We start from the raw sequence: 22,039 nt of genomic DNA, 5'->3' as shown, positions 1-22,039 counted from the left end.
CGCACACAGCTGCCTTGCTCGCGACCTTCGACACATCGCCGAAGGTCGCAGAGTGGCGGCCGGGAATCAGCGCTCCGTCGCCATGAGACTGGAGTGGTTGATCAGCTCATTCTGGAACGCCTGGTTGAATTTCTCTGCGCTCGGGTTGCTGCCCTTGATGCTCAGCACAGCGTGCTTGCTGCCGCCTTCACTCACCCAGTTGCTGAGCGTGACCGGGTTGGCCGTCAGCGTGAGGTTCTTCGAATACGAGTTGTCGCATGGCACGCGCAGCACCACCGACACGGCGCCAAGCTCGTCGGAGCGCGCCTGGTTCATCTTCCGGTATTCCGACTCGGTCAGATCGAGAAACACGGACAGACCCGACGGTGTATGTGCGTAGTCCGAATCGCGCGCCTGCCAGGCGGTACCGGTCTTGCGCCAATCGGCAAAACCGAAGTGATACAGGTAGCTGCCGCTCGGGCAGCCTTCGATGGCATGAGCGTGAGCCGGCACGGCGGCCAGCATGGCTGCCGAAGCAGCAACAAGGGCAGCGGCGCGACGCGCCAACAGGAACGTATGTTTCATGGTGAACTCCGTTGATCAGGGTTGGGTGCGCGGATGCGCTCCCTGATCGTGTCTGCGCGGCGGCGCGCCAACAATGGAGCAAAGGACAGGGACCAGCGGCCCGGGCGTTGCGTTTCGCGCCCGCATCCACCTTATCCGGACACGAAGCCGGTCATTTCATTGCATTCACGCGACCACGCCATACACTGGTTGGAAGGCGGCGCACGGTGCATCGCCGTCTTTTCATGGAGGCCGCCCATGGAAACCATCGAATTCCACGCCAGCCCGCCACGCTATTGCGCCGCGGATCTCACCCTGACCTGCACCGCCAGCGTCGACGGCCGCCTCGCCTGCTACGCGGTGACGGCGGAAGCGCTCGAAGAGCATTTCGGCGCGCGCTCGTGGCGGCAGGAAGATCTGCTGCAAGCAATGGAATCGCATCGCGGCACCATTGAAGACATGGCGCGGTCGCTGTTCAAGCTGACGGACTCACACAACATCGTGCTGCGCAGCGGCCATTTCCGCTTCGGCATGTAGCTGCGCCGTGAGCAGCATGGTCGACATCCGTGTCGGCGGCAGACAAAAAGAAGGCCAGCGCAAGGCTGGCCTCGTGGAAGCAGGCGCGGGCTAATCGGGCTTGCACTCGTGCTTCATCTCGCGTCGGCCGTCTTCATAGACCACCTCCAGCCGGCAGGTAAAGCCCCACAGGCGCACGACGTGCCGCAGCATCTCTTCGTAGTTGGGCCCAATCGGGCGGCGATTGCTTTGCAGGTGGCGCAGCGTCAATGAGCGATCCCCGCCCACGTCGACGTTGGTCACCTGGATGTTGGGCTCGATGTTCGACAGATCGTACTGTCCTGCCAGCAACTCGCGGATCCTGCGATAGCCATCGTCATCGTGGATGGCGGTGACGCGCAGCCTCGCGTCGCGGTCGTCATCGAGCACGGAGAACAGCTTCAACTCACGGATCACGCGCGGCGAGAGGAATTGCAGCAGGAAGCTCTCGTCCTTGAAATTGCGCATGGCGAAGTCGAGCGTCTTTTGCCAGTCGCTGCCGGCAATCTCCGGGGCCCAGCGGTAGTCCTCTTCGTCCGGGGATTCGCAAATGCGGCGGATGTCCTGGAACATCAGGAAACCGAGCGTGTACGGGTTCAGGCCGCTGTAGTACGGGCTGTTGAACGGCGGCTGGTAGATCACGTTGGTATGCGCCTGCAGCAGCTCGAGCATGAAGGCGTCGTTGACGAGCTTTTCGTCGTACAGCTTGTGCAGGATCGTGTAATGCCAGAAGGTGGCCCAGCCTTCGTTCATCACCTTGGTCTGCCGCTGCGGGTAGAAGTACTGCGCGATCTTGCGCACGATGCGCACGATCTCTCGCTGCCACGGCTGCAACTTGGGCGCGTTCTTCTCGATGAAGTACAGCAGGTTTTCTTCAGGTTCCGGCGGGAATTGCGGATCGGGTTCCGGAATGTCGTCCGCCGTTGCCAGCGCGCGGGCACGGTGCGTCGGCAGCGTGCGCCACAGATCGTTCACCTGCGCTTCGAGGTATTTCTCGCGCTCAGCCTGACGCGCCTGCTCTTCGTTGATCGACAGTTTCTTGGGCCGCCGATAACGATCGACCCCGTAGTTCTGCAGCGCATGGCAGGAGTCGAGCAGCAATTCCACCTCCTGCTCGCCGTAGCGCTGCTCGCATTCGGCCACGTAGTTCTTGGCAAAGAGCAGGTAATCGACGATGGCGTCGGCGTTCGTCCAGGTTCGGAACAGGTAGTTGCCCTTGAAGAAGGAGTTGTGGCCATAGCAGGCATGCGCGATCGTCAGCGCCTGCATCGGCATCGTGTTCTCCTCCATCAGGTAGGCGATGCAGGGGTTCGAATTGATGACGATCTCGTAGGCCAGCCCCATCAGGCCGCGCTGGTAGCCGCGTTCGGACGCCAGGAAATGCTTGCCGTACGACCAATGGTTGTAGCCCAGCGGCAAGCCGGACGACGCGTAGGCGTCGAGCATCTGCTCGGCGGTGATGATCTCGATCTGGTTCGGATAGGTGTCCAGACCGAAGTCTGCGGCAATCTGGGCGATGCTTTGGTCGTAGCGCCTGATCAGCTCGAAGGTCCACTCCGAGCCCGTAGATAGGTAGGCCATGCTCGTTCCCGTTGGTCCATCACACAGGGTCACAGGTGGCGTGCTCGCCATGGCTCACGCTGCCACGGCACCGCGGTGCCGTGCCAGAGCACGCTGCTGCCGCCCGATCAGCGATCAAGCGGCGCGCTTCTGAAACAGCTCGTGCAAGACCGGATAGATTTCATCCGCCTTGAGAATGCGCTGCATCGCGAAGTTTTCGTGCCCCGCCTTCAACGTAAGATACTCCTCCCACAGGTTCTGAGGCTCCGTGGAGACCACCTCGACATAGGCGTAATACTGCGTCAGAGGCAAGATCGTTTCGCGCAGCAGCTTTGCGCAGAGTTCCGAATCGCCTGCCCAGTTGTCGCCATCCGAAGCCTGCGCGCAATAGATGTTCCATTGGCTTGGCGAATAGCGCTCCTGCATCACTTCCGCCATCAGCTTGAGTGCGCTCGACACCACAGTGCCGCCCGACTCGCGCGAGTGGAAGAAATCCTCTTCGTCCACCTCCTTGGCCACGGTGTGGTGACGGATGAAGACGACGTCGATGCGTTCGTAGTTCCGCTTCAGGAACAGATAAAGCAGCATGAAGAAGCGCTTGGCCAGGTCTTTGCGCGATTCGTCCATCGAACCGGACACGTCCATCACGCAAAACATCACCGCCTGCGCCTGGGGGCGCTTGCGCAGCACGCGGTTGTTGTAGCGCAGGTCAAGCTTTTCAATGAACGGGACGCGATCGAGGCAGGAGCGCAGATGGCGCATTTCCTTCATCAGCTCTTGCGCGCGTACGCTGTAGGGCCCGTCGTTTTCCAGTTCTTCGTTGTACTCGCGTTCCAACTCGTGCAGGCGGCGCTGATACGGGCTGGACAACGCGATACGGCGACCGAGCGAGCTGCGCATCGTGCGCAGAATCGACAGGTTGGACGGTGTGCCATCGAGCGAGAAACCCGCGCGCACTTTGCGCACCTCGGCAATCTTGGCCAGGCTGCGCTTGGCCAGATCGGGCAACGCCATGTCTTCGAAGAAGAAGTTGAGGAAGTCCTCGCGCGAGAGCGTGAAGATGAAATCGTCTTCGCCCTCGCCCGAGTCGCTGGCCTGCGAGCCTGAGCCGCCGCTGCCCTGCTGCGGGCGGTCAAAGCTGTCGCCGCGAATGAACTCCTTGTTGCCCGGGTGAACGCTCTCGCGGCGCCCGCCCGAGCCGTGGTGGAACATGGGCTCGGAGATGTCCTTGACGGGAATGGACACCTGCCCGCTCTGCTCGATGTCCATGATCTTGCGGCCCGTCACGGCCTTGGCCACCGCGCGGCGGATCTGGTCTCGGTAACGCTTGATGAAGCGTTGCTTGTTGACGGTGCTCTTGCCGCCACCGTTCTCCCGCCGATCAATGATCGTGCCCATGTAACTGCCCTCGATTGGAAGTTCGCTGGGTGTCCTTGCCCTCTCGTGATCTCCTTAAGATGACTTCCTGACGCGCAGATACCACTCCACCAGCAAGCGGACCTGCTTCTGGGTGTAGCCCTTCTCCACCATGCGGTTGACGAAGTTCTCGTGCTTTTCCTTGTCGTCGTGCGACGACTTGGCATTGAACGAGATCACGGGCAGCAAATCTTCCGTGGTCGAGAACATTCGCTTCTCGATCACCGCGCGCAACTTCTCGTAGCTCGTCCAGACCGGGTTCTTGCCTCCGTTCTTGGCCCGCGCCCGCAGCACGAAATTGACGATCTCGTTGCGGAAGTCCTTCGGGTTCGAAATGCCCGCCGGTTTTTCCACCTTTTCCAGCTCGTCGTTCAACGCACTGCGATCAAGAATCTCGCCGGTGTTCGGATCGCGATATTCCTGGTCCTGGATCCAGAGGTCGGCAAACACCACGTAGCGATCGAAAATGTTCTGCCCGTACTCGGAGTAGGACTCCAGATACGACGTTTGGATCTCCTTGCCGATGAACTCCACGTACGGCGACGTGAGGTACTCCTTGATATAGGACATCAGCTTGGATTCCGTCTCCGGTGGGAACTGCTCGCGCTCGATCTGCTGCTCGAGCACGTACAGCAAGTGCACCGGATTGGCGGCCACCTCTGTCCCATCGAAGTTGAAGACCTTCGAGAGCACCTTGAACGCAAAGCGCGTCGACAAGCCCGTCATGCCCTCGTCGATGCCGGCAAAGTCGCGGTATTCCTGATACGACTTCGCTTTCGGGTCGACATCCTTCAGGCTCTCACCGTCATACACGCGCATCTTCGAGAAGATGTTGGAATTCTCGGGCTCCTTGATCCGCGTGAGCACCGCGAACTGCGCCATCATCTTCAGCGTGTTCGGCGCGCAGGGCGCCGCCGCGAGCGAGCTGTTACGCAGCAGCTTGTCGTAGATCTTCACCTCGTCCGACACGCGCAGGCAGTACGGCACCTTGACGATGTAGATCCGATCAAGAAACGCCTCGTTGTTGCGATCCGACTTGAAGCTCTGCCACTCCGCCTCGTTGGAGTGCGCCAGGATGACGCCATCGAACGGAATTGCGCCAAAGCCCTCCGTGCCCTTGTAGTTGCCTTCCTGCGTGGCCGTCAGCAGCGGGTGCAACACCTTGATCGGCGCCTTGAACATCTCGACGAATTCAAGCAAGCCCCGGTTGGCCAGGCACAGCCCGCCCGAATACGAATACGCATCCGGATCGTCCTGCGGATAGTCCTCCAGCTTGCGGATGTCGACCTTGCCGACCAGCGACGAAATATCCTGATTGTTTTCGTCGCCCGGCTCGGTCTTGGAGATCGCAATCTGCGACAACACCGACGGATGCAGCTTCACCACGCGGAAACGCGTGATATCGCCATTGAACTCGTGCAGCCGCTTGACCGCCCACGGCGAAGCGATCGAGTTCAGATAGCGCCTCGGGATACCGTAGTCTTCCTCCAGAATCTTGCCGTCTTCCTCGGGCGAGAACAGCCCGAGCGGGGACTCGTGTATCGGTGAGCCCTTCAGTGCGTAGATGGGGATCTGCTCCATCAACGACTTCAACTTCTCGGCAAGCGAGGATTTGCCGCCGCCCGGAGGCCCGAGCAGGTAAAGGATCTGTTTGCGCTCTTCAAGGCCCTGCGCGGCATGTTTGAAGAAGGAGACGATCTGCTCGATCGTGTCTTCCATGCCGTAGAACTCCCGGAAGGCCGGGTAGATCTTGATGACCTTGTTGAAGAACAATCGTGACAGCCGGGGATCGTGGTGGGTGTCCACCAGTTCGGGCTGACCAATCGCGGTGAGCATGCGCTCGGCGGCAGTCGCATAGGCGGTCGAGTCTTTTTTGCAGATATCCAGATACTCCTGGATGCTGTACTCGTCCTCTTTGCGAGCTTCAAAACGCGTTGCGTAGTGGCGGAAAATATCCATATCTCCCCCGTAGATTTCTTCCCTACTCCACACCAACAAGCGAGAGCCAGGCTAGTTCTTGCGTGCGTTGCTGATTCCACTGTAGACGAATCACCGATGATCACAAGAACGGTTGACGACCTGGAACGGTGCACAACTCATCGCGATTGCGTTAGCGCTCGACTGCATCAAGTGCTAAACGAACCTTGCACGATGCATCAGCCCATGCACCACGACGATCGGCTACCCCGAGCACAGCAGAAAGCGTACCCATGACATCCGCCGCGCGCTCGCACATTGGTACGTAACCGATCTGCGGGAGTTCCCGCCCGCACGCTGGGGGATATCCCTGCATTTCAGCGCTTTGCCAACGGTGATAACGCAGAGAGCGCGCATGGCACCGGACCGGGGCGGTACGTTTGTAGCGGCAGCCTTTCTCACCGTGACGCAACGAGGCATTGTGCAAAGTATTGGGCGAAACGCGTTTCCGACCCGGCACCCATCCGACGGAAGGAGGGAACGGCTCCACGGAAGATGTCTCTTTTTTGCGCCACGGGGAAAGTTTTGCCGGACGCTTCGGACGAGCGTACGGGAAAGCCCGCACAGAGAGCGCGGACAAAGAAAAAGGCCCTCGGCGTTTGCCTGAGGGCCTTTTAAGCGATTTCTCGCCAGTTTGGTGGGTGGTACAGGGATTGAACCTGTGACCCCTGCCGTGTGAAGGCAGTGCTCTACCGCTGAGCTAACCACCCGAATGCGGTGAAAACGAGATTATGGCGAAAAGGCGCGGCCGTGTAAATACCCCGGCCGCACATTTTTTTGATCAGGCAGCCGGTGCGGCTTCCACAGCCTCGCGCGTCCAGACCGTTTTGCCGCCGCTGGCCTTGTCAATTTCCTTCAGGACACCGGCGTGCGCCTCGGCCTCGGCTTCGGTCGCCAGCAGCACGGGCAGCTGCAGCGCGCTCAGGTCGACGGCGACGGCTTCGTCCGACGCGCCCTCGCCCGACTCCAGCATGTCGATCACCAGCGTGTTCTGGCCGCGCGTCATGGCGAGGTAGACCTCGGCCAGCAGTTCCGCATCCAGCAATGCGCCGTGCAGCGTACGGTGCGCGTTGCTGACGCCCAGACGGTCGCACAACGCATCCAGCGAGTTGCGCTTGCCCGGGAACATCTGGCGCGCCTCGCGCAGCGTATCGATGTGGCCCGACAGGTGCTCGCGGAAGGGCGGCAGGCCCAGGCGCTGGAATTCCATGTCGAGGAAGCCCAAGTCGAACGCGGCGTTGTGGATGATCGCCTCGGCGCCCTGCACGTAGTCGCGGATCTCGTCGACGATCTCGGCAAACTTCGGCTTGTCGGCCACGAACTCGTTGGTGATGCCGTGCACGGCCATCGCGCCCGCATCGATCTCGCGCTCGGGGTTGATGTAGAAGTGCAGGTTGCGGCCGGTCAGGCGGCGGTTGACCATCTCCACGCAGCCGATTTCGATCACGCGGTCGCCGGTGGCGGCATTCAGGCCGGTGGTTTCGGTATCGAGAATGATCTGTCGCATCGCGCGCTCCCCTACTCTGACTGGATTACTTGAAGACGACGGTCTTGTGGCCGTTGAGCAGGATGCGGTGTTCCGCATGCCACTTCACGGCACGGGCCAGCGCCACGCATTCCACGTCGCGGCCCACGGCGGTGAGCTGTTCCGGGTCCATGCTGTGGTCCACGCGCTCGATTTCCTGCTCGATGATCGGACCTTCGTCCAAGTCTGCCGTCACGTAATGGGCCGTTGCACCGATCAGCTTCACACCGCGCTCGTGCGCCTGGTAATACGGCTTGGCGCCCTTGAAGCTGGGCAGGAACGAATGGTGGATGTTGATGGCGCGGCCTTCCAGCTTGCGGCACAGATCGTCGGAAAGAATCTGCATATAGCGCGCGAGCACGACGAGGTCGATCTGCTGCTCCTGCGCGATTTCCCAGATGCGGGCTTCCTGCTGGGCCTTCTGCGCGTCCGTCGCCTGCAGCAGGGGCAGGTGCATGAACGGCACGTCGTATGACGCAGCGAGTTGGTAAAAATCGCGGTGGTTCGACACGATGGCCGCAATCTCGATGGGCAGCTGCCCTGCGCGGGCACGGAACAGGAGGTCGTTCAGGCAATGGCCGATCTTCGAGACCAGGATCATCACGCGCGGCTTGACGGCCGCGTCGAACATGCCCCACTGCATGGAGAAACGATCCCCGATGGGCGCAAAGCGGTCACGCAGGGCGCACAGGTCCAGCGGCTGGCCCTGCGGCACAAAATGCACGCGCATGAAGAAACGGCCCGTGAATTCGTCGCCGAACTGGTCCGAATCGAGAATGTTGCAGCCTTGCTCGAACAGCAGACCCGACACGGCGTGGACGATGCCGGGCTGGTCCGGGCACGACAAGGTAAGAATGAAACCGGAGTGACTCATGAAGCGTTTTATGTATTGTTGTCGGGCGCAAACCGCTGTGGCGTAGGGGACGGGCCCAGCCGCGCCAGGGCGTCGAGGGTGACGAGCGTCGCGTCGACCGTCATCGCGAAGTCCGCCATGATATCAAGCGCCGCGTCGGGGCTGGCACGCAAGTGGCCGGCGACCTCCCCGTCCTGATTGACGGGGACGAAGCTGTCCGGCAGCGTCAGGTCAAAGGCGAACAGCGTTTCGCACTGGATACCTTCGGGCACTTCGCGCAGCACATCCAGCGTGCCGCACGGCACCAGTCGCGCCGCCAGGTCGGCCCCGATGCCCGCCTCTTCCCAGCATTCCTTCTCCAGCGCGCCGCGTGCGTCGAAGCCATGACCGATGCCGCCAGCGACGAGGTTGTCCCACATGCCTGGGTCGATCGGTTTGGTTTCGGCGCGGCGGGCCAGCCAGAGCGACGGCCCGGCGTCATCCGCGCCGGCAATCAGGCCATTCATGTGTGCGGCATAGGTCCGGATGCCGAAGAAACGCGCGGCGGCGCGCTCGATCAGCGCCAGCGTGGGCGTACCCCAGCCGGTGTTGACGGCGAAACGCTCGTCGCGCCAACCCCGCACGTGGCCATCTTCGGCAAGGCGCGCGATGACTTCAGCCAGCGCCGCGGTGCGGGCGGCCTCGTTGGCGAGCGTCTCCCGCAAATCGACCCGCTTCGTCGACACGTCGAACCACTGCGGCCAGCGCGCAAGCAGCGACGCGCGCTCGCGGCTCAGCCAGCCGACGCGTTGTCCGGCAACAATCCACGGGATCAGCGCGTCGGCGTCGAACGCCTGCCGGGCCGCCAGACCGTCTCGTATGCGCTGGATGCCCGGGTCCGTCATGCCGGCACCCCACACTGTCGGGCGTGCATTGTGCTTTCCGTGCAGCACGGGTCGCGCGATAATGCGCCGTTAATACAAGCCGTCATCAGACTGGAGAAACAAGGATGGATGAAATCGACGAGCTGTCGGATCTGCCGACCCCGCGCTTTATCTGGGGCTTCGCCATTGCCGTCACACCGTCCGGCGAAGTGTCGCACGATGAATTCGAATACCTGACGCACACCCGCACACCCCGCTTCACTTGCCGCGTGGTCGAACTCGAAGACGCGCCTGCCGAGCCCGAAGACGAAGGCGACATCGACGGCCGCATCGTCCACTTCGACAACCCGAAGCGGATGTTCTACATCACCGATCTGGGCCTGGCCCTAATGAACTTCACCCTGTTCGACAAAGTGGATAACAAGTCCAAGCTGAAGAACGCCTGCGACCAGGCCATTGCCGACTGGCTCACCCGCCGCGATTTTCTCGACTCCGAACCGGACGACGACGAGGACGATTGAGCCGAATCACTTGATCGCTCAATCGCTTGATCGCGTGATCATTCAGCCCTGACCGGCGGCACCGCCATCCTCGGCAAAGCGCAGGTCGGTCAGGCGCACATCGGCGTAGGAACGCCCGGCATCGAGCAAGGCCGAAACCTGCGCCTTCACCCGCTCTTTCTGAGCGCGCAACGCACGCGGCGGCACGGTCGAATCCTGACCGGTGTGGTGCAGATACAGCATCTTGTAGGTGAGTTGGCTCACCATCCACTGCCGCAGCACGCGGCGCCGGCCGGCATGGTCGGCTTCCAATCCATCGATGTGTCCAAGCAACGCAGAAAACGCGCGCGCCAGGCTCGCCGGCTCTGCGGCCTCGCCGGCGATGCACCGCTCGGCCAAAGCACGCGCTTGCGCGGGTGACATGGTCTCGTCCGTTTCGACGAAGCGCTCGGTAGCAGGGTCTGGTCGCGGCATCGGTGGCCGGTTTGCCAGCCGCGCCGACACCGCAGACAGCGCTTCCTGCGCTCGGCGCATGGACGCTTCAAGCGATTCCGCATTGCCCAAGCCCACGCCAATTGTGGTCGGCATGTCGCTGGATTCTTCGTCGCGTTTTTTGACGTCCATCGCTCCCTCCGGTGATCGTCCGCGACAGCGTGCCTGGGCGGGCGAAAACCGAATTGTAGAACGCGACGCACATTTCGCGACAAATCGACACAGACGTTCCTTATTGCAAGACCGCGCAAACGATAACGTGGCGTCACAAACCACGGTGCACTGTTGGCGGCTGTCCACGCGGTGCTGCGCGGCCGCGGGTAAAATGCCGGATTGCGCTGACAGCGCATGCACTCAATTGCTGACCGCCTTCGCGCGGCAAGGAAATCGCCTTGATCAAGTGGATTATCGTGGCCCTCTACCTGGGCTCCATTCTGTACGTGCACTTTCGCGGCAAGGTGCGCCTGAAATTCTGGCGCCAGATGTTCGACCACTCGGCCGTCGTAGCACCGGTCAATTGCTTCATGTACGCGTTTTCGGGCGTGCCGCAGACGCCGTATGTGCCGGTCGAGCGCTTCCCGGATCTGGAAAAGCTGCAGGCCGCATGGCCGCAGATTCGCGACGAAGGCCTGGCGCTCATCAACCTGCGCAAGATCAAGGCCGCCGAGAAGAACGACGATGCCGGCTTCAACTCGTTCTTCAAGAACGGCTGGAAGCGGTTCTACCTGAAGTGGTATGAGGCGCATCACCCGTCGGCTGAACAGCTTTGCCCGCAGACCGTCGCGCTGCTGCGCGATCTGCCCAGCGTGAAGGCGGCAATGTTTGCCGAGCTGCCGCCGGGCGGCAAGCTGAACCCGCACCGCGATCCGTTTGCCGGCTCGCTGCGCTATCACCTGGGCCTGTCTACGCCCAACGACGACCGGTGCTTCATCGAAGTCGACGGCCAGCGCCACAGCTGGCGCGACGGCCAGGGCGTCGTCTTTGACGAAACCTATCTGCACTGGGCCGAAAACGCCTCCGACAAGGACCGCCTGATTCTCTTCTGCGATATCGAACGCCCGATGAAATTCGGCTGGGCGCAGCGCGTCAATAAATGGCTGGGCCGCAAGGTCATGACCGCCGCCAGCTCGCCCAACGACGACGGTGACCAGACCGGCGGCATCAACAAGCTGTTCCGCTATGTGTGGGTGATGGGCCAGTACCGCCGCCGTTTCAAGGCGTGGAACCGCAAGGTCTACTACGTGGTGAAGTTCGGTCTGATCATTGGCGTGGCCGCGCTGATCATCTGGATCTGAGCGCGGAACCTCTTCCCGCATCGCACAAGAAACCGGCCTGAAGCGCCGGTTTTTTGTTGCGCGTGAAAAAGCTACGCACATTGCGGTCGGCTTGCGTTTTTACAAAGCAGTGAAGGAAAAGCGCCACATCAGCCACAAATCTCGCCTAATGTCAGGAATTGAGCGCTCCGGCGCTTATGCGATATGGCGGGCACGCCGCTTGCTCCACCTTCCCTCGACAACCCCTGCTCGTTGCATGGGACCGAGTCAGAGCGGGGACGCGTGTGCCTGTGTCCCTCGTCAACAACAAAGACAGTGAGATCAATCGCCATGAAAAAGAACCTCATTAGCCGCCAGACCATCGTCACCCGCGCCGCCGCGCTTGCTGCTGTCGCACTGCTCGGTACCCAGCTCGCCGCGTGTACCACGACCAGCCCGAATGCGCAGGGCTCCGACGTGATGTCGTCGACCAACAAGCACGCGACCACCAACTCGCAGGCGGACTCCGTGCTGTCGCGCCTGTACACCACCGCCAACGGCTCGCGTGAACTGGTGGGACGCGCCAAGGGCGTCTTGGTGTTCCCGTCGGTGCTGAACGCCGGCTTCGTGGTGGGCGGCCAGTACGGCGAAGGCGTGCTGCGCACCGGCGGCGGCCGTCCGCTGGGCTACTACAACATCGCCTCGGCGTCGGTGGGCTTCCAGGCCGGCGCGCAATCGCGTGCGCTCATCATTCTGTTCATGACGGACGAAGCGCTGCAGAAATTCCAGGCCAGCCAGGGCTGGACGGCCGGCGTGGATGCCACCGTCGCACTGGCAAAGATCGGCGCGAACGGCGCGGTCGATACCAACACCGCCCAGCAGCCGATCATCGGCTTCAACCTGACCAACGCAGGTCTGATGGCCGGCGCGTCGATCGAAGGCACCAAGATCACGAAGCAGAACAACTGATCTGCGCATCGCTGGTTGCCAATACCGCCGTCTCGTACGGCGGTTTTTTTTTGCGCGAAATCGGATAAGCCGTTGCTGCAATGTCGCAGCCCTAGGGAAATCCGGAGGCGGCGCCGCGCGGCTTCTCCGCTAGCATCGTCCCGCCGAGGGTGCGATGCCGATGCGTATCGCCGTCTCGGCACACAAAAAACAATCACCCAGAAAAAGGGGGGAGACATGATAGGTTGCAATGCCGCCTTGCAGCGCGCCATCGCGTGCGCATGGCTGTCGGGGCTGTTGCTGGCGTCGGGGCCGGCGATGGCCGAACCGGGCGTCACCGATGGCAAGATCGTCATCGGACAGACTGCCGGCTTCACCGGGCCCGCCGGCGAGCAAGTCCAGGAGATGACGCAAGGCGCCAGGCTCTACCTCGATGCGGTGAACCGCGCGGGCGGCGTGAACGGACGCAAGGTCGAACTGATCTCGGAGGACGACGGCTTTGATGCCGGCGCCTCGAAAAAGCACGCACATACGCTGCTGGTCGACAAGCAGGTCTTCGCCCTCTTCCTGCCGCGCGGCACGCCCAACACCGAAGCGATCATGACGGAAGCGCGTCCGCTCGGCGCGCCGGTGGTGGCACCGTCCACCGGGGCGTCAACCTTCTTCGATCAGCCGGACCCGCTGCTCTTCATGGTGCGCGCGAAATACCAGGCGGAGATTGCCGAGCTGGTGCATTACTTCGACACGCTCGGTTTGCGCCGTCTGGCGCTCGTCAACGTGAATGACACCTTCGGCAAGGACACCGAGATCGGCTTCAGCAACGCCACGAAAAAGCTGCCCGCCGACGCGCACAGCATCTTCACGGTCGACCGCCTGAAACCGGATATCGCCAAGGCCACGGCAGACGTGGGCAAGTTCGCCCCGCAAGCGGTCATCCTGGCCTGCCCGGGCACGACCGCCCGCGCCATGATCGAGGCGCTCAACAGGCAAGGCACGGTGACGCAGATTGCCGCGCTGTCCAACAACGCCGGCCTGGCGTTTGCGAAATCGCTCGGGGCGCTGGGGCGCGGTGTGGTGATCTCGCAGGTGATGCCCTCGCCGGTGCGATCGACGTCGTTGCTGGGCCGGGAACTGGCGTCCGGCGCGAAGTCTGCCGGCGTGGCGCCGTCGTACGCCATGATGGAAGGCTATGCAGCGGCGCGCGTGCTGGTCGAAGGGCTCAAGCGCGCCGGCAAGTCGCCCACGCGCGCCAGCTTTGTCGCGGGGCTGGAGTCGGCCGGCACGATCGACCTCGGCGGGCTGGAGGTTCGCTACGGCCCCAACCTGCGCAAAGGATCGAACTACGTCGAACTGACGGTCATCGGGCCGAACGGCACGTTCGTCAAATAGAAACAGGCGGCTGTGGCGCGGCGCTGCCTGGGCAGTGGCTGCACCGCACGAAATAGCGGTTGCCAGCGCAAAACGCATGAGTACATAAGAAAATACTATTTGGAATTCGCATACTGCCTCTACCAGAATGCATGAACCACATGCATGACTGGGATCAATCAGGCGGATGGAACTCCGACAACTCGAAGCGTTTGCCGCGGTCATGTCGACCGGCAGCGTCACTGCGGCAGGCAAGCTGCTGGGACGCTCCCAGCCCGCCATCAGCCGGCTCATCCAGGATCTGGAAGCCGAAATCGGCTACGCCCTGTTCACGCGCGCGGGGCCGCGCGTCTCGCCCACGGAGCAGGGTTTCCTGCTGTACGAAGACGTTGAGCATACGCTGATCAGCTTACGTCAGATCCGCACGCGTGCCGAAGAAATCGCGCGCGGCGAGGCGCGCCCACTCCGCCTGGCAGCGACGTCGGCATTGGCGGCCGGTTTGTTGCCCGCCGCCTTGGCCGACGAGCCGGAACTCGCGCAACACGTCCAGATTCGCAGTGCCTCGCCCGAGCAGGTCGTGCACGCCGTGCTGACCGGCGCGGCCGACCTTGGCCTCAGCAGCCTGCCGCTGGAGCATCGCGGCGTGACGGTACATTGGATTGGCGAAGCGGCGTGCGTGGCCGCTGTGCAGGCAGACGACCCGCTCGCTGCCGGCCAGCGCGTGGCATTGGCCGATTGTGCCGGGCACCGCATCATCACGATGCACAACCCGTATCGCTTGCGCCGCCGTCTGGACCAGGCACTGGCGAAGGCCGGCGTGGAACCGACCTCCCTCATCGAGACGAATGCCTCGTTGAACGCGCTGACCGCCGTGCGCGCGGGCCTGGGCGTCGCGTTGCTGGAGCCCGTGACGGCCTACGGCGTGCCGATCGACGGCGTGACCGTGCGCCCGATCGACGCCGACATCCCCTTCTTCTTTGGTGTGATCACCCCCGAGGCCAAGCGACCCTCGGCGGCGGTGACCTCGCTGACCGACGCGCTCGCGCACGCAGCGCAGCGCCTGCTGCCGGACTGCAAGCTGCACGACCCGGCACGCCATGCCAGCATGCTGCAGGTGCTGTATGGCGAACCCATCAACGAAACCGAAGGCGCGTCCGCATGACCGCTGCACAACAAGACAACGCGCTGCAAGTCACCGGGCTTGCAGCGCTGGAAGCCCGTTTGCACCAGGACCTGTCCTGGCTCGAACTCCCCGCAAAAAACTGGACGCTGCCCCACACGTTGGAAGGGCAACCCGTGCTGGACGTGGCCGTCATCGGGGGCGGCATGGCGGGCCTGGCGGCGGCGGCATCGCTCAAGCATCTTGGCATCGGCGCGGTGATATTCGACCGCTCGCCCGCCGGCTTCGAAGGCCCGTGGGCAACGACGGCGCGCATGGAAACGCTGCGCTCGCCCAAGCAACTTACGGGCCCTGCGCTCGGCCTGCCGGCGTTGACGTTCCGCGCATGGTTTGAAGCGCAGTTCGGTACCGATGCGTGGGAGGTGCTCGACAAGATCCCGCGCCTGCAATGGATGGACTACCTGCGCTGGTACCGCCGCGTGCTGCAGCTCGACGTGCGCAACGAACACCACGTGAAGGCGATCCACCCGCGCGTGGATGGCGCCGTTGAATTGCTGATCGACGCGCTGGGCCAACCGACGCAGCGCGTGTTTGCGCGCCGCGTGGTGCTGGCCACCGGCCGTGACGGGCTTGGCGGCCCATCCGTGCCGGACTTCGCACATCGGCTACCGCGCCGCTGGTGGGCGCATTCGTCTGACGAGATGGACTACGGCACGCTGGCCGGCAAGCGCGTGGGCGTGATCGGCGCAGGCGCATCCGCGATGGATTCGGCCGCGACGGCGCTCGAAGCCGGCGCCGCCAGCGTCGACATGCTGATCCGCCGCCCCGACCTGCCGCGCGTGAACAAGGGCAAAGGGGCCGGCAGCCCGGGCCTCGTGCATGGCCACCTGCATCTGCCCGACGCGTGGAAATGGCGCATCCGCCATTACATCAACGTCGAGCAGGTGCCCCCGCCGCGCGGCAGCACGCTGCGTGTGTCGCGGCATCCGAATGCGCGCTTCAACCTGGGTTGCGGCATTCTTGGCGTCGACGAGCACGACGGTGTGCTGCACGTGGCCACCACCAAAGGCGTATTCCAGTTGGACTTCCTGATCTTCTCCACGGGTTTTCGCACGGACTGGGCCTCGCGCCCGGAGTTCAGCGCACTGGCACCGCACATTCGCCAATGGCGCGATCGCTACACACCGCGCCCCGGCGAGGAAGATGCAGAACTGGCCGATTCGCCCGACCTTGGCCACGCGTTCGAATTTCGCGAGAAAACGCCCGGCACGCTGCCCGGCCTGTCGCGCGTGCATTGCTTCTGCTATCCGGCGTCGGTCACGCACGGCAGCGTCTCGGGCGACATCCCGGCCATCAGCGAAGGTGCGAAGCGGCTGGCGCAGGGCATTGCCGGCTTGCTGTACCAGGAAGACATCGACGCGCACTACGCCGCCATCCAGGCGTATGCCGAGCCAGAAATCTTCGGCGATGAATGGACACCCGCCCCGCCGCCCGGTGCAGAGGCGAATGCCACTTCGGGCCAGGAGGCTGCACGATGACAGGTTGGTTAATCCGACGCATCGGCCAGGCACTCCTGGTCGTGCTGGTGATGACGGTGATCGTCTTCATCGGCCTGCACGCCATCGGCAACCCGGTGGACATCCTGATCGGCCAGGACGTGGACCAGATCGACCGCGCCCGCATCATTGCCGAGCTGGGCCTGGACAAGCCGCTGTGGGAGCAGTACCTCGCCTTCCTGAACGGCGCGTTGCACGGCAATCTCGGCAAGAGCTTCGTCTACAACGAACCGGCCATCCAGCTGATCCTCCAACGCCTGCCGGCCACACTGGAGCTGGCGTTCTCTGCGCTGATCATCGCGGTGGTGATCGGCGTGCCGCTGGGACTGTTCGCGGGACTGTATCCGCGCCATCCGGTGTCGCGCCTGCTCATGACGGGCAGCGTGGTGGGATTCTCATTGCCGACGTTCTGGGTGGGCCTGATGCTGATCATGGCGTTCAGCGTGAGCCTCGGCTGGCTGCCCGCAAGCGGACGCGGCGAAACGGCGCGCCTGTTCGGCATCGAATGGTCGTGGCTGACCGTCGATGGCCTGCGGCACCTTGTGCTGCCGGCGGTCAACCTGTCGCTGTTCAAGCTCTCGCTGGTGCTGCGGCTGACGTCTGCGGGCGTGCGTGAGGTGCTGCCGCAGGACTTCGTGAAGTTCGCGCGTGCCAAGGGCCTGTCGCCGCTGCGCGTGGTGCTGGCGCACGTGCTGCGCAACACGCTGATCCCGCTGGTGACGGTGCTGGGCCTGGAGCTGGGCTCGACCATCGCCTTTGCGGTCGTGACGGAAAGCATCTTCGCGTGGCCCGGCGCGGGCAAGCTGATCCTCGATAGCATCAACTCGCTCGACCGGCCGGTCATCGTGTCCTACCTCATCGTCGTGGTGTGCCTGTTCGTGTCGCTCAACCTGATCGTCGACATCCTGTATCGATTGCTGGACCCCCGCGTGCGTGCGGCAGACAGCGCGGAGGCTGCATGATGAATACGACTCCGCAATCCACGACCGCAGCCGCGGTTGCCGCCCCGCGCAAGCAATCGCCGTGGCGCCGCGTGGTGTCCGATTTTCTGGCATCCAAGACCGCCGTCTTTGGGCTCGTGGTGGTCGTGATCCTGATGCTGGCCGCGCTGGCCGCACCGTGGATCACGCCACAGAATCCATACGACCTGATGCAGCTCGACGTGCTGGACTCGCGCCTGCCGCCGGGTTCGCCAAATGGCCTGGGGACGTTCACGTACTGGCTCGGCACCGATGGCCAGGGGCGTGATCTGTACTCGGGCATCCTCTATGGCCTGCGCATCAGCCTGGGCGTGGGGATCGGCTCGGCAGCCGTGGCAGCCGTGATCGGCACGCTGCTCGGCCTGATTGCCGCGTATGCCGGCGGCCGCGTCGACAGCATCATCATGCGCACGGTCGACCTGCTGCTGTCGTTCCCGTCGGTGCTGGTGGCGATGATGATCCTCGCCTATCTCGGCAAGAGCATCACGAACGTCGTGCTGACGCTGGTGCTGCTGGAGTGGGCGTATTACGCGCGGACGGTGCGCGGCCAAGCCTTAGTCGAGCGTCGCCGCGAATACGTGGAAGCCGCCCGCTCGCTCGCCCTGCCCGGCTGGCGCATCGCGCTGAGGCACATCCTGCCGAACTGCCTGCCGCCGCTGATCGTCGTGGGCACGCTGCAGGTCGCGCGCGCGATCACGCTGGAGGCAACGCTGTCGTTCCTGGGCCTGGGCGTGCCGATTACCGAGCCATCTCTGGGCCTGCTGATTTCCAACGGATACCAATACATGCTGTCTGGCCAGTACTGGATCAGTTTCTATCCGGGCATCGCGCTGTTGCTGGCACTGGTGGCCATCAACCTGGTAGGCGACCGCCTGCGTGAAGTGCTGAACCCGAGGACGCAACGATGACGGCGTCCACCAACGCGACCACCCTCGAAGTCCGCAACCTCCGCACGCATTTCTTCACGCGCGAAGGCGTGCTGCCGGCCGTGGACGACGTGTCGTTCTCGCTCGCGCGCGGGCGCATCCTCGGGCTGGTGGGCGAATCCGGCTCAGGCAAGTCCGTCACCGGCTTCTCGATCATGGGCCTGGTGGACCCGCCCGGCCGTGTCGTCGGCGGAGAGATCCTCTACCAGGGCCACGACCTCACCAAGTTGCCCCCGCGCGAATTGCGCAAGCTGCAGGGCAACCGCATCGCCATGGTCTTCCAGGACCCGATGATGACGCTCAACCCCGTGCTGCGCATCGATGCCCAGATGATCGAGGCCGTGCGCGCGCACAGCAGCATGAGCCACAAGCAGGCGTGGGACCATGCGCGCGACACGCTCGGCCTGATGGGCATTCCAAGCCCCGAAGAACGGCTGCGCGCCTATCCGCATCAGCTTTCGGGCGGCATGCGCCAGCGCGTGGCGATTGCCATTGCGATGCTGCATCGGCCAGACCTGATCATTGCCGACGAACCCACCACGGCGCTGGACGTGACCATCCAGGCGCAGATCCTGTCCGAAGTGCAGAAGCTCGCGCGCATGCACGGCACGGCGCTGATCTGGATCACGCATGACCTGTCTGTCGTGGCCGGCCTGGCCGACGAGGTGGCCGTGATGTACGCCGGCCGCATCGTCGAACACGGGCCGGTTGATGCGGTGCTCGATGCCCCGCTGCACCCCTACACCATGGGCCTGATCGACAGCCTGCCCAGCGAGAACCGTCGCGGCCAGCGGCTGCGCCAGATTCCCGGCATGACACCGAACCTGCTGTCGCTGCCCGCGGGCTGCGCGTTTGCGGCACGCTGCCCGCGTGCCACCGAGGTCTGCGGCGTACGCCCCGACATCACGCAGCCCATACCCGACCGCCTCGTGCGTTGCTTCCATCCGGGCGCGCAGCACGCTTCCTCGCAGGAGGTCGCATGAGCACGCCGCTCGTCGAACTCAAGCAGGTCAGCAAGCGCTTTGGCGATCGCAAGGCCGGCGCGGCCGATCGCGTTCTGCAGCGCTTTGGCCTGGCGCATCCGCCGGCGATCGTTCGTGCTGTCGATGGCGTCGACCTCGCGATCCAGCCCGGTGAAGTCGTCGGGCTTGTTGGCGAATCGGGTTGCGGCAAATCCACGCTCGGCCGGATTGCTGCCGGCCTCATGCCGCCCTCGGCCGGCGAGGTGCGCGTGGACGGCAAGGCTGTCGACACGCTTTCCGCAGAAGAAACCCGCGCGGCCCGCCTGAAGATCCAGATGATCTTCCAGGACCCGTATGCGAGCCTCAACCCGCGCTTGCGCGTGGAAGAGATCGTCGGCGAAGCGGCGCGCGTGCACGGCCTGACGGACCGCGCCAACTTTGCCGATTACGTGGCCGCGCAGATGCAGCGCGCGGGCCTCGACCCCGCCCTGCGCGACCGCTATCCGCATCAGTTCAGCGGCGGCCAGCGACAGCGCATCGGCATTGCGCGTGCGCTGGCGGTGCAGCCGTCGATGCTCGTCTGCGATGAAGCGGTGGCCGCGCTGGACGTGTCGATCCAGGCGCAGATCCTGAACCTGTTCATGGACCTGCGCGAGCAGCTCAACCTGACCTACCTGTTCATCAGCCACGACCTGGGTGTGGTGGAACACCTCTCCGACCGCGTGGTGATCATGTACCTCGGCCGCGTGGTGGAATCGGCCCCGGCGGAGGAAGTCTTCCGCCGCCCGAACCATCCTTACACGCAGACGCTGCTCGCGGAGATTCCGCGCCTGTCGGCCCGGCACAAGACGTTTACCGCCATTCAAGGCGAGATGCCGAGCCCGCTGCACCCGCCCACCGGCTGCCATTTCCACCCGCGCTGTCCGCACGCCATGCCCCGCTGCAAGACCGAAACGCCGACGCTGCGCGGCATTGCGGTCAACCACGTCAGCGCCTGTCATTTGAACGACGCGACCTGAACGACATTCAATAAGCCAACCATTCCAAAAACAGGAAAAGGGAACCCACGTGAAACGCCTCCTAGCCTCGTCGCTTGCTGTCGCGCTGTTTGCCGCTGCCGGCGCTGTCAGCGCGCAGACGCTGAACATCGCCTTCGCCGATCCGCTGTCGTCGCTCGACCCGCAGTTGAACAACCACGCCGGCGACCGCTCCGTCGACGTGCATTTCTGGGATCTGCTCGTCGAAAACAAGTGGAACAAGCTGCAGCCCGGCCTGGCGCTGTCGTGGAAGACGCTGGATCCGAAGACGTGGGAATTCAAGCTGCGCCCGAACGTGAAATGGCACGACGGCCAGCCGTTCACGGCCGATGACGTCGTCTTCTCGTACCAGCGCGCGCGCAGCGTGCCGGGCAGCGTGGCAACGTTCGCGGGCTATCTGCGCACGGTGGAGTCGGTCACGGCCAAAGACCCGCTGACGCTGATCATCAAGACGAACATCCCGAACCCGGACCTGCCGCTGAACCTCGCATCCGTGCACATCGTCAGCAAGCATGTGGGCGAAAAATCGTCGACTGAGGACTACAACGCCGGCCGCGCCGTGGTGGGCACGGGCCCCTACAAGTTCGTCTCGTATGTGCCGGGCGACCGCGTGGTGATGGCGCGCAACGACAACTACTGGGGCGGCAAGCAGCTCTGGGAGAAGGTCAACTACCGCTACATCAACAATGCTGCTGCGCGCACGGCCAACCTGCTCTCAGGCGAGGTGGACGTCATCGACAAGGTGTCGGTGTCTGACCTTGCGCGCCTGCGCCAGTCGCCCAACGTGAAGGTATTCGCCTATCCGGGCCTGCGCGTGATGCTGCTGCAACCGAGCTTCCGCAAGGGGCCGAACGATTACATCACCGGCAACGACGGCAAGCCGCTGCCGAACAATCCGCTGCTGGATGTGCGCGTGCGCCGCGCGCTGTCGCTCGCCATCGACCGCAAGGCCATCGTCGACCGCATCCTGCAAGGCGCCGCCACCGTCGCCAACCAGTGGATGCCGTCGGACACGTATGGCTACAACCCCGACGTGAAGGACATTGCCTACGACCCGGCGCAGGCCAAGAAGCTGCTGGCCGACGCGGGCTTTCCGCAGGGCTTCAACCTCGTGATGCACGTGCCGAACGACCGCTATCCGCAAGGCCCCGAAACGGCGCAGGCGGTGGCGCAGTTCTGGACGCGCATCGGCGTGAAAGCGCGCGTGGAAGTGGTGCCCTGGTCGGTCTACTCGGGCCGCGCCAACAAGAATGAATATGCGATGAGCATGCTGGCCTGGGGCAACGGCACGGGCGAAGCAAGCTACGCGCTGGTCAACGTGCTGGCCACGGTCGACACCAAGAAGGGCCTGGGCGCGTCCAACTGGGGCCACTACAGCAACGCGGCTGTCGACAACGCGCTGAACGCCTCCACCGAGGAATTCAACGTGGAAAAGCGCGCGGCCATCCTCCGTCATTCGGTCAAGCTGGTATCGGATGATGTTGGCGTGATGCCGCTGTATCACTACCAGAACGTGTGGGCCGCCAAGAAAGGCCTGAAGGTGACGCCGATGACAAGCGATCGCACGGCGGCGCAAATGGTCACCAAGGACGGCAAGTAAGCGCC

At 63.6% G+C, this 22,039-nt stretch carries 20 protein-coding genes and 1 tRNA gene; 12 read left to right on the top strand and 9 right to left on the bottom strand.

All coding sequences use genetic code 11. The annotated features are described in order from the left end of the window. Positions 1-66: 66 nt before the first annotated feature. Complete coding sequence (locus ABIC76_RS17120) at positions 67-564, bottom strand: hypothetical protein (protein WP_102067570.1); 498 nt, start codon at positions 562-564, stop codon at positions 67-69. A 237-nt stretch (positions 565-801) separates the two neighbouring features. On the opposite strand from ABIC76_RS17120, the gene ABIC76_RS17115 reads away from it, so the two are divergent. Then, the gene (locus ABIC76_RS17115) at positions 802-1,080 is read left to right on the top strand and encodes a DUF1488 family protein (protein WP_102067569.1); all 279 of its coding nucleotides are present in this window, start codon (positions 802-804) and stop codon (positions 1,078-1,080) included. Between the two features lie 90 nt (positions 1,081-1,170). Here ABIC76_RS17115 and ABIC76_RS17110 read toward each other — a convergent pair whose 3' ends face one another. From ABIC76_RS17110 to ABIC76_RS17080, 7 genes are all read right to left on the bottom strand, one after another. After that, the gene (locus ABIC76_RS17110; protein WP_354534656.1) at positions 1,171-2,679 is read right to left on the bottom strand and encodes a SpoVR family protein; all 1,509 of its coding nucleotides are present in this window, start codon (positions 2,677-2,679) and stop codon (positions 1,171-1,173) included. A 114-nt stretch (positions 2,680-2,793) separates the two neighbouring features. Further along, positions 2,794-4,056, bottom strand: a complete 1,263-nt coding sequence (locus ABIC76_RS17105) for a YeaH/YhbH family protein (protein WP_354534655.1) — start codon at positions 4,054-4,056, stop codon at positions 2,794-2,796. 54 nt (positions 4,057-4,110) lie between these two features. Next, entirely contained in the window at positions 4,111-6,033 is a 1,923-nt protein-coding gene (locus ABIC76_RS17100) for a PrkA family serine protein kinase (protein WP_004634293.1), read from the bottom strand. 653 nt (positions 6,034-6,686) lie between these two features. Continuing rightward, positions 6,687-6,761 (bottom strand) — tRNA-Val (locus ABIC76_RS17095). 71 nt (positions 6,762-6,832) lie between these two features. Continuing rightward, complete coding sequence (gene dnaQ, locus ABIC76_RS17090; RefSeq protein ID WP_027681141.1) at positions 6,833-7,558, bottom strand: DNA polymerase III subunit epsilon; 726 nt, start codon at positions 7,556-7,558, stop codon at positions 6,833-6,835. A gap of 25 nt (positions 7,559-7,583) precedes the next feature. Beyond that, positions 7,584-8,450 (bottom strand): formyltetrahydrofolate deformylase, encoded by an 867-nt coding sequence (gene purU / locus ABIC76_RS17085; RefSeq protein WP_354534654.1) that lies wholly within the window; start codon positions 8,448-8,450, stop codon positions 7,584-7,586. An 8-nt stretch (positions 8,451-8,458) separates the two neighbouring features. After that, positions 8,459-9,313 carry an NUDIX hydrolase gene (locus tag ABIC76_RS17080; RefSeq protein ID WP_354534653.1) on the bottom strand — a complete coding sequence of 285 codons (855 nt, stop codon included), beginning with the start codon at positions 9,311-9,313 and terminating at the stop codon, positions 8,459-8,461. 104 nt (positions 9,314-9,417) lie between these two features. On the opposite strand from ABIC76_RS17080, the gene ABIC76_RS17075 reads away from it, so the two are divergent. Beyond that, positions 9,418-9,813: a hypothetical protein gene (locus ABIC76_RS17075; protein WP_027681138.1), complete on the top strand. Its 396-nt coding sequence runs from the start codon at positions 9,418-9,420 to the stop codon at positions 9,811-9,813. 42 nt (positions 9,814-9,855) lie between these two features. Here the strand turns inward: ABIC76_RS17075 and ABIC76_RS17070 are convergent, their stop codons facing one another. Continuing rightward, the gene (locus ABIC76_RS17070; protein WP_354534652.1) at positions 9,856-10,416 is read right to left on the bottom strand and encodes a hypothetical protein; all 561 of its coding nucleotides are present in this window, start codon (positions 10,414-10,416) and stop codon (positions 9,856-9,858) included. 260 nt (positions 10,417-10,676) lie between these two features. On the opposite strand from ABIC76_RS17070, the gene lpxO reads away from it, so the two are divergent. From lpxO to ABIC76_RS17020, 10 genes are all read left to right on the top strand, one after another. Then, positions 10,677-11,579 carry a lipid A hydroxylase LpxO gene (gene lpxO, locus ABIC76_RS17065; RefSeq protein WP_027681136.1) on the top strand — a complete coding sequence of 301 codons (903 nt, stop codon included), beginning with the start codon at positions 10,677-10,679 and terminating at the stop codon, positions 11,577-11,579. A gap of 309 nt (positions 11,580-11,888) precedes the next feature. Next, a complete protein-coding gene (locus ABIC76_RS17060; protein WP_027681135.1) occupies positions 11,889-12,506 on the top strand; it encodes a BPSL1445 family SYLF domain-containing lipoprotein in 618 nt (205 codons plus the stop codon). A gap of 216 nt (positions 12,507-12,722) precedes the next feature. Next, complete coding sequence (locus ABIC76_RS17055) at positions 12,723-13,874, top strand: ABC transporter substrate-binding protein (protein ID WP_354534651.1); 1,152 nt, start codon at positions 12,723-12,725, stop codon at positions 13,872-13,874. A gap of 166 nt (positions 13,875-14,040) precedes the next feature. After that, entirely contained in the window at positions 14,041-15,015 is a 975-nt protein-coding gene (locus ABIC76_RS17050) for a LysR family transcriptional regulator (RefSeq protein WP_354534650.1), read from the top strand. Beyond that, entirely contained in the window at positions 15,012-16,511 is a 1,500-nt protein-coding gene (locus tag ABIC76_RS17045) for an NAD(P)-binding domain-containing protein (protein ID WP_354534649.1), read from the top strand. The genes ABIC76_RS17050 and ABIC76_RS17045 overlap by 4 nt, the downstream gene beginning before the upstream one ends. Further along, a complete protein-coding gene (locus ABIC76_RS17040; protein ID WP_102067560.1) occupies positions 16,508-17,491 on the top strand; it encodes an ABC transporter permease in 984 nt (327 codons plus the stop codon). Before ABIC76_RS17045 ends, ABIC76_RS17040 begins: the two co-directional genes overlap by 4 nt. Further along, positions 17,488-18,417 carry an ABC transporter permease gene (locus ABIC76_RS17035; RefSeq protein WP_354534648.1) on the top strand — a complete coding sequence of 310 codons (930 nt, stop codon included), beginning with the start codon at positions 17,488-17,490 and terminating at the stop codon, positions 18,415-18,417. The genes ABIC76_RS17040 and ABIC76_RS17035 overlap by 4 nt, the downstream gene beginning before the upstream one ends. Beyond that, complete coding sequence (locus tag ABIC76_RS17030) at positions 18,414-19,418, top strand: ABC transporter ATP-binding protein (protein ID WP_354534647.1); 1,005 nt, start codon at positions 18,414-18,416, stop codon at positions 19,416-19,418. The genes ABIC76_RS17035 and ABIC76_RS17030 overlap by 4 nt, the downstream gene beginning before the upstream one ends. Then, on the top strand, positions 19,415-20,416 hold the full coding sequence (locus ABIC76_RS17025) for an ABC transporter ATP-binding protein (RefSeq protein ID WP_354534646.1): 1,002 nt from the start codon (positions 19,415-19,417) through the stop codon (positions 20,414-20,416). Before ABIC76_RS17030 ends, ABIC76_RS17025 begins: the two co-directional genes overlap by 4 nt. 49 nt (positions 20,417-20,465) lie before the next feature. Beyond that, positions 20,466-22,034 carry an ABC transporter substrate-binding protein gene (locus ABIC76_RS17020; protein ID WP_102067556.1) on the top strand — a complete coding sequence of 523 codons (1,569 nt, stop codon included), beginning with the start codon at positions 20,466-20,468 and terminating at the stop codon, positions 22,032-22,034. Positions 22,035-22,039: the final 5 nt, after the last annotated feature.

The organism is Ralstonia sp. 1138 (assembly GCF_040544795.1).
In the GTDB taxonomy this organism is placed as follows: Bacteria; Pseudomonadota; Gammaproteobacteria; order Burkholderiales; family Burkholderiaceae; genus Ralstonia; species Ralstonia flatus.
The sequence above is the reverse complement of the archived record's forward strand: the minus strand, read 5'-3'. Positions and strand labels throughout refer to the sequence as shown.